The 13313-nt window shown below is 35.2% G+C and carries 12 protein-coding genes; 9 read left to right on the forward strand and 3 right to left on the reverse strand.

Going from position 1 to position 13313, the window contains the following annotated elements; genetic code table 11:
- The first annotated feature begins 62 nt into the window (after nt 1–62).
- The 6 genes from BM371_RS15945 (at nt 63) to BM371_RS15970 (ending at nt 6350) form a co-directional block, all read left to right on the forward strand.
- The gene (locus BM371_RS15945) at nt 63–1337 is read left to right on the forward strand and encodes an acetyl-CoA hydrolase/transferase family protein (RefSeq protein ID WP_034673354.1); all 1275 of its coding nucleotides are present in this window, start codon (nt 63–65) and stop codon (nt 1335–1337) included.
- 294 nt (nt 1338–1631) lie between these two features.
- Nucleotides 1632–2762 carry a 4-hydroxyphenylpyruvate dioxygenase gene (gene hppD, locus BM371_RS15950; protein ID WP_034673352.1) on the forward strand — a complete coding sequence of 377 codons (1131 nt, stop codon included), beginning with the start codon at nt 1632–1634 and terminating at the stop codon, nt 2760–2762.
- 261 nt (nt 2763–3023) lie between these two features.
- Nucleotides 3024–3491 carry a hypothetical protein gene (locus BM371_RS15955; protein WP_034673349.1) on the forward strand — a complete coding sequence of 156 codons (468 nt, stop codon included), beginning with the start codon at nt 3024–3026 and terminating at the stop codon, nt 3489–3491.
- 115 nt (nt 3492–3606) lie between these two features.
- Nucleotides 3607–4854 carry a fumarylacetoacetase gene (gene fahA, locus BM371_RS15960; protein WP_034673346.1) on the forward strand — a complete coding sequence of 416 codons (1248 nt, stop codon included), beginning with the start codon at nt 3607–3609 and terminating at the stop codon, nt 4852–4854.
- A 108-nt stretch (nt 4855–4962) separates the two neighbouring features.
- Nucleotides 4963–5370 (forward strand): GxxExxY protein, encoded by a 408-nt coding sequence (locus tag BM371_RS15965; protein ID WP_034673342.1) that lies wholly within the window; start codon nt 4963–4965, stop codon nt 5368–5370.
- Between the two features lie 158 nt (nt 5371–5528).
- Entirely contained in the window at nt 5529–6350 is an 822-nt protein-coding gene (locus BM371_RS15970) for a flavin reductase family protein (protein ID WP_034673339.1), read from the forward strand.
- A 157-nt stretch (nt 6351–6507) separates the two neighbouring features.
- Here BM371_RS15970 and BM371_RS15975 read toward each other — a convergent pair whose 3' ends face one another.
- Nucleotides 6508–7356 (reverse strand): alpha/beta hydrolase family protein, encoded by an 849-nt coding sequence (locus BM371_RS15975; RefSeq protein WP_034673337.1) that lies wholly within the window; start codon nt 7354–7356, stop codon nt 6508–6510.
- Between the two features lie 201 nt (nt 7357–7557).
- Here BM371_RS15975 and BM371_RS15980 point away from each other — a divergent pair, with 201 nt between their 5' ends.
- The 3 genes from BM371_RS15980 (at nt 7558) to BM371_RS15990 (ending at nt 9823) form a co-directional block, all read left to right on the forward strand.
- Nucleotides 7558–8331 carry a HipA family kinase gene (locus BM371_RS15980; protein ID WP_034673334.1) on the forward strand — a complete coding sequence of 258 codons (774 nt, stop codon included), beginning with the start codon at nt 7558–7560 and terminating at the stop codon, nt 8329–8331.
- Nucleotides 8318–8701 (forward strand): DUF3037 domain-containing protein, encoded by a 384-nt coding sequence (locus BM371_RS15985; protein ID WP_034673333.1) that lies wholly within the window; start codon nt 8318–8320, stop codon nt 8699–8701. Before BM371_RS15980 ends, BM371_RS15985 begins: the two co-directional genes overlap by 14 nt.
- A gap of 93 nt (nt 8702–8794) precedes the next feature.
- Nucleotides 8795–9823, forward strand: coding sequence for an alpha/beta hydrolase (locus BM371_RS15990; RefSeq protein ID WP_034673332.1), 1029 nt, complete (start codon nt 8795–8797; stop codon nt 9821–9823).
- A gap of 60 nt (nt 9824–9883) precedes the next feature.
- Here BM371_RS15990 and BM371_RS15995 read toward each other — a convergent pair whose 3' ends face one another.
- Nucleotides 9884–10708, reverse strand: a complete 825-nt coding sequence (locus BM371_RS15995) for an alpha/beta hydrolase (protein ID WP_034673330.1) — start codon at nt 10706–10708, stop codon at nt 9884–9886.
- A gap of 234 nt (nt 10709–10942) precedes the next feature.
- On the reverse strand, nt 10943–13279 hold the full coding sequence (locus BM371_RS16000) for an ATP-dependent helicase (RefSeq protein WP_034673328.1): 2337 nt from the start codon (nt 13277–13279) through the stop codon (nt 10943–10945).
- Nucleotides 13280–13313: the final 34 nt, after the last annotated feature.

The raw sequence follows: 13313 nt of genomic DNA on the forward strand, positions 1-13313 counted from the left end.
TTGGGCATATTAAAAACAATATGACTTATCTTTAAGACAAAGAAAATTATAAAACTTTCAATATGTACAATTATATAAGTGCGGAAGAAGCTGTATATACTGTAAAAAGCGGAAACCGGGTATTTTTTCACGGAAGTGCATGTACCCCGAATTATTTAATTGATGAATTGGCAAGACAATCTCACCGATTGGATCATGTGGAAATGGTTTCCATTACCCAACAGGGAAATGTGGAAATTGCCAAACCCGAATACAAGGATAAATTTTTCGTGAATTCCCTATTCGTTTCTTCACCGGTGAGAGATGCGGTGAATTCTGATAGAGGAGATTTTGTTCCTGTTTTTTTAAGTGAAATTCCGATTCTTTTCAGAAAAAATATTTTACCGCTTGATGTTGCATTTATCACGGTTTCTCCACCCGACAAACATGGTTTTTGTACATTGGGAACTTCCGTAGACGTAGCAAGAGCCGCAGTGGACACCGCTCAAACTATCGTTGCCATTGTTAATCCTTTGATGCCGAGAACGCATGGCGACGGAATGATTCACATCAGCAGAATTCATAAACTGGTTTGGCATGAAGAAGAACTTCCGACTGTTGATTACGGCGCAAAAGTAGGTCCTGAAGAAATGTTGGTCGGAAAAAATGTTGCAGAATTGATTGATGATAAATCTACCCTTCAAATGGGAATCGGAACTATTCCTGATGCGGTTTTAAAATGTTTAGGAAATCACAAAGATTTAGGAGTACATACCGAAATGTTGAGTGACGGCGTGATTGATTTAATTCAAAACGATGTCATTAATAATAAATATAAAGGCTACAACGACAATAAGACGATTACAAGTTTCTGTTTCGGAACGAGAAAACTGTATGATTACGTTGACGATAACACGGTATTTTCTTTTGATGATGTAAGCACGGTAAATTTCCCGATCAACATTATGAGAAATCATAAAATGGTAGCTATCAATTCTGCGATTGAAATTGATTTGACCGGACAGGTTTGTGCAGATTCTATCGGAACGACACAGTACAGCGGAATTGGCGGACAAATGGATTTCATGAGAGGAGCCGCACTAAGTGATGACGGAAAACCCATCATTGCCATTACTTCAAGAACAAAAAGAGGAGTTTCCAGAATTGTTCCTTTTCTAAAACAGGGAGCAGGAGTTGTAACAACAAGAGGTCATATTCATTGGGTGGTTACAGAGTATGGAAGTGTTTATTTATACGGAAAAAATCTCAGACAAAGAGCTCAGGAATTGATTAGTATAGCACATCCTGATGACAGAGAGATGTTGGAGAGAGCGGCTTTTGAGAGATTTAAGCATTAAGCATACATTAATTTTTAACACATTAGTCACATTAGTTTTTTTTAAATTCTCATGTATAGAAAGAACACAGAAGATAAAAAATCAAAGATTTTTATGAGGAATTATTGAAAATCTTTGATTTTCTCTTATGTGATCTAAAATATTTTCAAACCATGAGAAAAACTTTATGTGACTAATGTGTTTATTAGCTCTTTGCTTTATTAAAACTTTAACTAACAACTGTTTGTTTTCGATTTTAAAGGTTTCGCAGAATTTTGTAATTTGCAACCTAAATAAAAGTAAAAAATAGAAAATATGTCAACATTAACATTTGCCGAAAAAATTGCTCAGGCAGAGAACTTTTTGCCGATCAACGGTACAGATTACATCGAGTTTTATGTGGGTAATGCGAAGCAGGCAGCTCATTTTTATAAAACAGCGTTCGGTTTTCAGTCGGTTGCGTATGCAGGTCCTGAAACAGGAGTGAGAGATCGTGCATCTTATGTTCTTCAGCAAGGAAAAATCAGATTGATCTTAACAACAGGTCTAAAGTCTGATTCTCCTATCAATGAGCATGTAAAAAAACACGGTGATGGTGTTAAAATTTTGGCACTTTGGGTAGACGATGCTTACGCAGCTTTTGAAGAAACCACTAAAAGAGGCGGAAAACCATATTTGGAGCCTACAACATTGACAGACGAGCACGGTGAAGTAAGAATGTCCGGAATTTACACCTACGGAGAGACCGTTCACATGTTTATCGAAAGAAAAAACTATACCGGTCCTTTCATGCCTGGTTACGAAAAATGGGAAAGCGATTATCAGCCTGAAGAAGCAGGTTTATTATATGTTGACCACTGTGTAGGAAACGTAGACTGGGACAGAATGATTCCAACGGTTGAGTGGTACGAAAAAGTAATGGGATTTGTGAACATCCTTTCGTTTGATGATAAACAAATCAACACAGAATATTCTGCTTTGATGTCTAAAGTAATGTCAAACGGAAACGGTTTTGCAAAATTCCCGATCAACGAGCCTGCAGAAGGTAAAAAGAAATCTCAGGTTGAAGAATATCTTGATTTCTACGAAGGTGAAGGCGTTCAGCACATCGCAGTTGCAACGAAAGATATCATTCACACTGTAACTGAACTAAAGAAAAGAGGAGTTGAATTCCTTTCTGCTCCACCGGAAGCGTATTATGATATGGTTCCAGAAAGAGTGGGTCACATCGACGAAGATCTTAAAAAACTTCAGGATTTAGGTATTCTTATCGATCATGACGAAGAAGGATATTTATTACAAATCTTTACAAAACCGGTTGAAGACCGTCCTACTCTATTCTTCGAAATCATTGAAAGACACGGAGCTCAGAGTTTCGGAGCAGGTAATTTCAAAGCACTTTTTGAAGCTTTAGAAAGAGAGCAGGAAAAAAGAGGAAATCTTTAATTTTAAATAAAAGAAAGAATATAAACAGTAAAATTTCAAATCATTAAGAAAAATTAGTGAGTTAAATTTTTAAGAAAATATTTGAAGATATTTGTTAAGTAAAGTGCTTAATTTTAGATTTATCTAAATCTTAAAAAAACTTAAAAACTAAAGAATCTTAATGGTTCAAATTAATTTCAATGTTTTATATTCAATATCGTTAAATTATAAGTTTTTGTCAGGACAAAAAATCCTGACAAAACTTTTTATAAACACAGGAATATGATCAAAATTTTCAGCGGACTACTGCTTATCGGTGCAAGTTTTTTTGCAAATGCACAATATGGGAGCTTGAATGCCATTCTTACTAAATTGGAAGAAAGAAAAGGCATCAATCAGAATTTAAACAATGTCAACATTGACGACAAAAAATTTGTTCTGGTAAAAGATTCTCCGGATCACACCGAGAGAGATTTTATTGTCATTAAGGGCAATAAAGTAACCTATGTAGAAATTTTCGACGATAAAGCTTCAGGAGAAAGTACATCCAACGTATTTTCCGGAGATATTGTGAGAAGCAGAAAAAATATAATCTCTTTGAGAGCCGATATGCTTGAAAACAAAAAAGTACCAATCCCTGTAACCAAAACTTTTTTGCTGACAAGACTTGATGATATTTTGTACCTTATTGATGTTAACAGCAGAGATCGATGGATCGATGAAGCGTCTTTTTCCAAAGCTAAAAAATAGTTGCTTTAGCTAAAAAATCAATTTTAACACAAACTGCACAATTTTTTTTCACAGATAAACACTAATGTCTAGTGAATTTTTGAAAAAATTCGTACCACTAAAATAATTTAAACTTATGAAATCATTTGTAGAATACTCGTCAAATTCAGATTTTTCAATTCATAATATTCCGTTTGGAGTAGCCGTTTTCAATAAAGAATTTATCGGATGCTGTACAAGAATCGGAGATCAGGTTGTTGATCTTGCAACGTTGTATGATCTTGGTTATTTTGAAGAAATCGAAGGTCTTGATGATAATGTTTTCGAAGCATATACGATCAATGAATTTATCGAACTGGGAAAACCGGTTACCAATGTCGTTCGTTTGAAAATACAGGAACTATTGCTTGAAGGTTCAATTTTATCGAAAGATGAAAAAACAATCGAAGATGCATTCTACGATCTGGATCAGGTGAAAATGATGATGCCTGTTCACATCCCGAATTATACGGATTTTTACAGCAGCATCGAACACGCTACCAATGTTGGAAAAATGTTTAGAGATCCTGCAAATGCACTTCTTCCAAACTGGAAACATTTACCTGTAGGTTACCACGGAAGAGCATCATCTATCGTAGTTTCCGGAACGGAAATCAACCGTCCTAAAGGTCAGATGAAACCTGCAGATGCAGACAAACCTGTTTTCGGACCATGTAAACAATTGGACTTCGAACTGGAAATGGCTTTCATCATCAATAAAAACACCGAAATGGGCGAAAGCATCTCAACAAAAGATGCCGAAGACGCCATTTTCGGGATGGTGGTTTTCAACGATTGGTCAGCAAGAGATATACAGTCTTGGGAATATGTTCCGCTTGGACCATTTTTGGCTAAAAATTTCGGTTCATCAATTTCACCTTGGGTTGTAACTCTTGAAGCTTTAGAACCATTCAGAACAGCCTCTCCGACACAAGATCCTGAAGTTTTAGATTATCTAAAATTTGAAGGGGATAAAAATTATGATATCAATTTGGAAGTTTATATCCAGCCTGAAAACGGAGAACAAAACCTTATTTCAGAAAGCAATTACAAATTCATGTACTGGAACATGACCCAGCAATTGGCACATCACACCGTAAACGGTTGTAACGTAGAAGTTGGCGACCTATATGCAAGCGGAACCATTTCAGGAAGCGATCCAAAATCTTTCGGTTCGATGCTTGAATTAACCTGGAGAGGCCAAAACCCTTTACAATTAAGCAACGGACAGGAGAGAAAATTCATCGATGATAACGACACGGTGACCATGAAAGCCTGGGCTGAAAAAGATGGAGTGAGGGTTGGTTTCGGTGAAGTTGCTGGTAAAATTATTCCTGCAATATAAAATTTAACCACAAAAGTCACAAAAGTTTTTTTGAACTTTAAAGACCGATCATAACTCTTTAAAGTTCAAAAAAGTTTACCTCATAAATAACTGAAATCAAATACACAAATGATAACGCAGTCATACTTAACAGATTTAACCTATAAAATTAATGGGGCTTGTATTGAGGTTCATAAAATTTTGGGAGCAGGTCTACTTGAAAGTGTCTATCATAAGTGCCTAGAAGAGGAATTTAGATTAAGAAATATCAATTTTAAATCCGAGTTCAAAGTACCTATCATTTATAAAGGAAAAGAAATTAATTGTGATTTCTTTTGTGACTTTTTGGTTGAAGATTTAATTGTAATTGAATTAAAAGCAGTTTCCGAACTCAACGAAATTCATCGTGCTCAAATTTTGAATTATATTAATTTAATGAAGAAACCCAAAGGAATATTAGTAAATTTTAATGTGAAAAATCTCTATCATCAAGGACACGAAACTTTTGTGAATAAATATTACGATATGCTTTTTTGAACTTTAAAGAATTAAGAGAATTAACTGATAAAAGCTTTTGTTACTTTTGTGGTTTAAAAAACATTAAAAAAATAACCTGCACGAACCTTTTTTGAACTTAAAAAAATAAAATTTACAACTCATAAACTTTTATGACTTTTGTGGTTAAATAAAAATAAATGAAAACAGTAATCCCATCCGAAATAACTCCCGTACAACTGCAAACTATCATGCAAACAGCCGTTTCACCACGTCCGATTGCTTTGGCTTCAACGGTTGACAAAGACGGAAACAGCAATCTATCGCCGTTCAGTTTTTTCAATATGTTCAGTACGGTTCCGCCAATTTTGATTTTTTCACCATCGAGAAGAGTTCGAGATAATACGACAAAACATACCTTAGAAAATGTTCTGGAAACTTCTGAAGTCGTTATTGGAACGGTAAACTTTCCCATCGTACAGCAAATTTCTTTAGCCTCCACTGAATACGGAGACGGTGTGAATGAATTCATCAAGTCCGGGTTAACTATGAAAGATGCTGATTTGGTTCAACCTAAATTGATTGCTGAATGCCCTGTAAATTTTGAATGTAAAGTTTTAGAGGTAAAATCTTTAGGTGATCAGGGAGGTGCTGGAAATTTAGTAATTTGTGAAGTGCAGAAAATTCATATCCGTGAAGAATATCTGAATGAAGAAGGAAATTTAGACCAGATAAAACTGGATATGGTTGCACGTTTAGGCGTGAATTGGTATTCCAGAAGTAATGAAAACAGTCTTTTTGAAGTGCCAAAACCTTTGGTAACAAAGGGAATCGGATTTGATTTACTTCCAGATTCTATAAAACTCAGCAAAGTTTTTACAGGCAATGATTTGGGAATGTTGGCAAATGTCGAGGTTTTACCTTCCGAAAATTGTCATGATGACGAGAATATTCATTTGGAAGCTCAGAAATTATTATTGGAGAGTAAAATTGACGAGGCGTGGAAAATATTGGTCAAATAATTTTGGAGACTGTTTCAAATTATATTTTGCACTTATAAATCACCCCGTCAAAAATTCTTACGAATTTTCGCCACCAGTGACTCATTATTTTTATTTATTTTTTGTTTCGGCGAATCTCGTTCCTCGATTTCCAAAGGAGGGGAATTTTTCACCGTTTTTATTCATTTACAATTTTATCGTTGATAAATTCAATAGATTTTTCAATGACTTCATTCAAATCTTTGGATAAATTATTTTCTTCCCAAGGTTCTTTTGTACCAAAGGTATGATTTGCATTTTCAATTAAATAAAGTTCAGAATTCGGATTCAAAATGTGCAGATGTTCTGCATTTTTCATACTTACCGATTCATCATTTGTCCCGTGAATGATGAGTACATGAGCTTTTGCCATTTCCATAGATCGTTCTACATCAAAACGATGTTCATTATTTTTAAAATCTTCAAAAAATTGATAGTAATGAGGCATTTGTTGTTTTGTCCGTCCGTTTTCAACATAATAAACCCCTTCTTTTTTCCAGTTTTCAAAAGCATTATTTTTTGGGAAACGATCTAAAATATCAACACTTGCCAAAGTAATTAATCCGTTAATTCGAATGTCTTCGCAGGTTTTAATAATCGAAATTCCTCCACCTCTGCTGTGCCCGATTAAAACGATTTTCTGGTCATCAACTTTTTCATTTTTAATAAAATGATCAATCACCACATTGAGATCTGAAAGCTCTTTTGAATAATTATTATTTCCGAAAGCTTCCAGATCTGCAAAATTTTTGGGATCTTCAATTGTAGTTCCGTTGTGAGAAAAATTAAATTTAACAAAGAAAAATCCGGCTTCCGCAAACTTTTCAGCCATTAAATTCCATGCTCCCCAATCTTTGTATCCCTTATAACCATGTACAAAAATGATTAGCGGTAATTTTTCATTGGTTTCAGGATAATAAGCATCTGCTAAAAAGTCTCTGGTTTTTGTGTTTGAAATGATGATATTTTGTCTTTTTGTGATTTGCATATTTTTTTGTTTTTTACAAATTGATTAAGTATTTTTTGTCATTTCGACGAAGGAGAAATCTATATGTTTACTAGATTCTTCACTACGCTCTCGCTCCGTTCTGAATGACAACCGCATTTTTAAAAATTAATCAAAATTGATTTTAAACTTAAAAATAGTATAAATAGAAATAAACACAAAGGAAAACCTTATTTTTGCTCTATGTTGGATTTAAGAACAGTAACGGTAATGCGCTACATTCTGCCACTTCGGGAAGGAGGTTCTCTTCCTGCTTTGGCAGAAGCGGATGATGATTTTAAATATGTTTTGAAATTCCGTGGCGCCGGTCACGGAGTAAAAATGCTGATTTCGGAACTGTTAGGAGGAAAAATTACAGAAATTTTAGGATTAAAAATTCCTGAACTGGTTTTTGTAAATCTTGATGTTGACTTCGGAAGAACTGAGGCCGATGAAGAAATTCAGGATCTATTGAAAAATTCTGAAGGATTAAATTTAGGTCTTCACTATCTTTCCGGTTCTATTGCTTATGATTCGAGTGTAAAAATCGATCCGCTTTTAGCTTCAAAAATTGTTTGGCTGGATACTTTTATTACCAATATCGACCGTACTTTCAAGAATACCAATCTTCTGATGTGGCATAAAGAATTGTGGGTGATTGATAATGGGGCATCTTTTTATTTCCATCATTCGTGGCAGAATTTTGATGCTGCCGCAAAAACTCCGTTCAAGTATGTAAAAGATCACGTTTTGCTCCCGCAAGCGACAAAACTGGATGAAGCCGATCGGTTTGCGCATGAAGTTTTAAATGATAATATTTTCAGAGACATTGTAAATCTTATTCCGCAGGATTGGCTGCACTGGGATGATGCGGAAGAAAGTCCGGACGAAATCCGTGAAGTTTATTTCAACTTCCTGAAAACACGATTAGAAAATTCTCAAATCTTTGTAAACGAAGCCAGAAATGCAAGAGGATAAAATATACGAATATGCCGTAATACGTTTGGTACCGAAGGTTGAAAGAGAAGAATTTTTCAATATCGGACTCGTTTTGTTTTCAAAAAGGGAAAAATTTATCCGGGTTGAATTTTATTTATGTCCTGATAAATTCAAACTGATGCACAGCAGGCTTGATTATGAAGACGTGGTTCAAAACCTTGAGGCTTTTCAAAAAATTGCAGAAGGAAAAAAAGACGGCGGACCGATTGCGGCATTAGAAGTTCCGGAACGTTTTCGATGGCTTACTGCGGTAAGAAGTTCGGTGGTTCAGACTTCAAGACCTCATCCGGGAAAATCAAAAGATCTTGATAAAACATTTGATAAGCTTTTTGCGGAATTGGTTTTATAAATTCGATACAATTTAGATTCATCAATATGCTTAAATATTTTTTTGGTAGACTTTTTGAGTTGCTTTTAAAACATCATCTCACAAAAAAATTCTATGGAACAAATTCGCAATACTATAACTTACAGGTTTTTTTTGAACCTGTTTTTTATTTTTCTTTTAAGTTCATCCAATTTATTTTATTCTCAACCACCCAATCTCGAAACTTCAGCTCCGCAAACAACCATTCTTCCTTTAGAAACTGCCTATTCGGAAAACATAACCTATAAAACCGATCATGAGGGAAAACCAATTAAACTGGATATTTATAAACCTAAAAAATCAACAACAGAAAAGCTTCCTGTTGTCATATACGTTCATGGCGGAGCATGGGCGAAAGGCGACAAAATTGTGAGATCAGGAAGTTATATTGAAAGTTTTATCCTTAAACTGGTTGAAAAAAATTATGCTGTTATCAGCATTGATTACACACTTGTGAGTGAAACCGTACACTTTCCATTACCGATTCAGGATACCAAAGATGCAGTGAGATGGGTAAGAAAAAATGCTGAAAAGTATAATTTTGATGCTGATAATATTGGATTTTTCGGTGCTTCTTCGGGAGCTCATTTATCCATGCTTTCCGCATACACAGATGATAATGATTATGTTGGAAGTGCTGAGCTTAAACCCTATTCTGCAAAAGTAAATTATGTTGTCAGCAATTTCGGGCCTACTGATCTGAATAAGCTTTTGCATACACGATTAGGAAAAGTTCCGGTTGCTATTGTGGGATTATTTTTTAAACCGATCGTTGAAATCAGACAAAAACTGGTGTTCGGAATTTCAGGGTATGATATAAAAACTGAAAAACGAAAAGCTGTAGACTATCTTAAAACGGTTTCACCCATAAATGATGTTGAAACGGCAGTTCCCACATTTATTCTCCATGGAAATAAAGATAAGGTTGCTCCTGTAAAACATTCTAAAAAACTCGTGAGAAAACTAAAGAAACAAAACATAGAAGCACAGTTAGTGACAGTTGAAGACGGCGCCCATGGTTTCGGAACTACTGATAAAGCCTACATGGATCAACTGAATGATAAAATGGTAAACTTTATTGTTTCTCATACCAAACAATTATAAAATTTTTTCAGCGATGTTTGTATCCGGCGCGGGCTTCGCCCGCGCCGGATACAAACATCGCTATTTTTTATTCTTCAGCTTTTCAACTCTTTTTATTTCATTTAATAGCAATGGAAATGCTGGATGAGCCATTCCGCCATGATCAAAACCATCGAGTTCATACAAAACCGTTTCTTTATGACCTTTGAGCTTCATCATTCGCCACATATAAGCATTTTCCTCATATCTTCCGAGAAGTTCCTTTTCACGGTCACCGGTAATCAAAAGCAAAGGTGGTGCATCGGCACGGATAAAATGCAAAGGAGCCATCTCATCAATTCTTGCATCCAATTCTTCAATTCCTTTTTCTTTTCTGGTGGTAAAATGAGAAATCATCTGTCCGCTGAAAGGGATAATTCCGGCAAGCTTATTCGCATCAATCTGATATTTGTTTAAATAAGATTTATCCAAACCCACCATTGAAGCTAAATAACCACCTGCAGAATGCCCTGTAATAAAAACCAAGTCTTCGCTTCCGCCATAGTTTTTAATATTTTTAAAAACCCAGGCTGTTGCAGCTGCGGCATCTTCTATATATTTCGGAGCTTTTACTTTTGGAGAAAGTCGGTAATTAACACCAATTACGGCTACTCCTTTGTTTTTTAATTCTTCGGGAATATCTTTTTCTCCACCTGTAATTCCGCCGCCATGAAACCAGATTACGGTTGGAAAGTTTTTAATATTGGTAGGAATATAAACATCTAAAACACATCTTTCATTGATGTAAACATCAGATTTATTGGTCTTTTCATCATAATAACGGATGTTAGTGATGGTTTTGTAATCCTGACCAAAGATTTGGATTGAAATGATGTTGAGTAAAAGAAATATAAAAAGTTTTTTCATTTTAAATATTTTGGAAGTTTAATTTAGATAAAAAACCTACAGATTTTCGCAGATGATTTAGTTTAAATTCTATCGTAAATTATAGTGTATTATTTGCCACGAATGCACGAATTTGACATTTGACATTTGACATTTGACATATAAATCTTAATAATATTAATTCGTGCATCCGTGGCTATTCCGGTTTTACGCAATCATCTGTGAAAATCCGTTTGATCTGTGGGAAAATATTTTTTAAATCTTCGTCAGTTTAGCATATTTCAAAATCAGATTCTTCTCGCCTTCATGCAAGAAAACAACTTTTGCTTTGATGTTTTGAGGGTCTGTTCCGTCTAAGAAAGCAACTTCACCAATTCCGAAACGGTCGTGTCTCACCTTGTCTCCCACCTCAATATCCTGAGAAGAAGCTCCGCTTGGATTGATGATTTTTGCCGTACTTACTGGCTTCAATTTTCTTGGTTCAGCAATGGGTTTATCACTTTCGCTTTTGGAAATTGTTTTCTTTTCGACCTTTTTAAAACTTCTCATTTCTGAGGGATATTCATCAAAAATATTGGAAGTTATACCTGAATTGTTGATAAATCTCTTTTCAATCGCAGGATTTAAAAATTCAATAAACTCATCATCAACTTCACTCAAAAATCGTGAAGGTTCTGCATCGGTAATTTTCCCCCATTGAAAACGGGAAACTGCGTATGAAAAAAATGCCTGTTTTTCGGCTCTTGTTAAGGCAACATAGAATAAACGTCTCTCCTCTTCCAGATCTTCTCTGGTTGACGAACTCATGAAACTCGGGAATAAATTTTCCTCTAATCCTACCAAGTGAACTACCGGAAACTCCAGACCTTTTGATAAGTGAATCGTCATCAGCGAAACCATATCTTCATCGCCGTTCTTCTTATCCTGAGTGTCGGCTGAAAGGGCAATATTTTCAAGGAAATTTGGCAAACTCGGATCTCCGTCTTCGATCTGCATCTGCTCTTCGATGAAACCTTGCATCGAGTTCATCAATTCCTGAACGTTCTCAACTCTTGAAATTCCTTCCGGAGTCTGGTCGTCTTTTAAAAATTTAATTAAACCGCTTCTTTTAGCAACTTCCATTGCAACGTTGTAAGCTGTTTCTGTTTTAAGCAAAACCTGAAACGCTTTAATCATCGACCAAAAATCACTCAACTTGGTAATTACCCCGTTATTAAAACCTAAATGTGGCGCATAAATCGGAAGGCTATCCAAAACTTTTGAAATCGAAAGATTCTGAGCATCTGCAAATACAATCAGCTTGTTTTGCGTTGTTTCACCAATCCCTCTCGCAGGATAATTGATGATTCTCATTAAAGCTTCGGAGTCATTTTCATTCACTAAAAGCCTTAAATAACCTAATAAATCTTTAACTTCCTTTCTTTGGTAAAACGAAAGTCCGCCATATACTTTATAAGGAATATTTTTTCTTCTTAAAGCATCTTCAAAGGCTCTGGTTTGAGAATTGGTACGGTACAAAATCGCAAAATTGCTGAATTTTCTTTGTTCCCGGTTGTGAAGTTCCCAGATATTTCCGGCAACGAAATTGGCTTCGTCTGCATCGGAAAGCGAACGGTACACTTTTATCTTCTCACCTTCTTCATTCTCACTGAAAACATTTTTCTTAAACTGCTGAAGATTTTTTGCAATAACAACATTGGCTGCATTGACGATATTCTGAGTCGAACGATAATTTTGTTCCAATGAAACGGTTACCGCTTCGGGATAATCTTTTTTGAAATTTAAAATATTATAAATATTGGCACCACGGAAAGAGTAAATCGACTGGGCATCGTCACCAACCACACAGATATTTTCGAATTTTGAGGCTAAAGCTTTTACAATTAAATACTGAGAGTGGTTTGTATCCTGGTACTCATCTACCAAAATATATCTGAATCTGTCCTGATATTTTGCTAAAACTTCAGGAAATCTGGTTAATAATTCGTTGGTTTTTAACAATAAATCATCAAAATCCATCGAACCATTTTTGAAACATTCATCAACATATTTCTTATAAATCTTTCCCATGAATTTCATGTTGGCTTTTTCATCAGCTTCAATTAATTCAGGGTTGTTTTCGTAAGCTCTTACGGTAATCAGATTGTTTTTATAATTGGAAATTCTTGACAGAACTTTCTTTGGTTTGTATAAATCTCCATCAATATTTAGATCTTTGATTACTTTTTTAAGCACATTCAAAGCATCCTGCTGATCATAAATTGTAAAGTTAGAGGGATAGCCTAAATAATGTGCCTCGCTTCTCAGAATTCTTGCAAAAACTGAGTGAAAAGTTCCCATCCAAAGACTTTTCGCATTGCTTTGCCCTACAACTTTTGCAATACGCTCTTTCATTTCTTTTGCTGCTTTATTGGTAAAAGTAAGCGCAAGAATATTAAAAGGATCTACTCCATTCGTAATCAAATGAGCGATACGCATCGTAAGAACACGTGTCTTCCCGGAACCTGCTCCTGCAAGAACCATCAGTGGTCCCTGTAACGTGGTAACAGCTTCAAATTGTGATTCATTCAGTCCTTTCAAATAATCCTCCATACTGCAAAAAAATTAGAAATACAAAATTAGTGTA

Source organism: Chryseobacterium formosense (assembly GCF_900116415.1).
Taxonomy (GTDB): domain Bacteria; phylum Bacteroidota; class Bacteroidia; order Flavobacteriales; family Weeksellaceae; genus Chryseobacterium; species Chryseobacterium formosense.

Coding starts and splice junctions, on each gene's coding strand:
- BM371_RS15945 (WP_034673354.1), top strand. CDS start 63: ATGTACAATTATATAAGTGCGGAAGAAGCTGTATATACTGTAAAAAGC.
- hppD (WP_034673352.1), top strand. CDS start 1,632: ATGTCAACATTAACATTTGCCGAAAAAATTGCTCAGGCAGAGAACTTT.
- BM371_RS15955 (WP_034673349.1), top strand. CDS start 3,024: ATGATCAAAATTTTCAGCGGACTACTGCTTATCGGTGCAAGTTTTTTT.
- fahA (WP_034673346.1), top strand. CDS start 3,607: ATGAAATCATTTGTAGAATACTCGTCAAATTCAGATTTTTCAATTCAT.
- BM371_RS15965 (WP_034673342.1), top strand. CDS start 4,963: ATGATAACGCAGTCATACTTAACAGATTTAACCTATAAAATTAATGGG.
- BM371_RS15970 (WP_034673339.1), top strand. CDS start 5,529: ATGAAAACAGTAATCCCATCCGAAATAACTCCCGTACAACTGCAAACT.
- BM371_RS15975 (WP_034673337.1), bottom strand. CDS start 7,356: ATGCAAATCACAAAAAGACAAAATATCATCATTTCAAACACAAAAACC.
- BM371_RS15980 (WP_034673334.1), top strand. CDS start 7,558: ATGTTGGATTTAAGAACAGTAACGGTAATGCGCTACATTCTGCCACTT.
- BM371_RS15985 (WP_034673333.1), top strand. CDS start 8,318: ATGCAAGAGGATAAAATATACGAATATGCCGTAATACGTTTGGTACCG.
- BM371_RS15990 (WP_034673332.1), top strand. CDS start 8,795: ATGGAACAAATTCGCAATACTATAACTTACAGGTTTTTTTTGAACCTG.
- BM371_RS15995 (WP_034673330.1), bottom strand. CDS start 10,708: ATGAAAAAACTTTTTATATTTCTTTTACTCAACATCATTTCAATCCAA.
- BM371_RS16000 (WP_034673328.1), bottom strand. CDS start 13,279: ATGGAGGATTATTTGAAAGGACTGAATGAATCACAATTTGAAGCTGTT.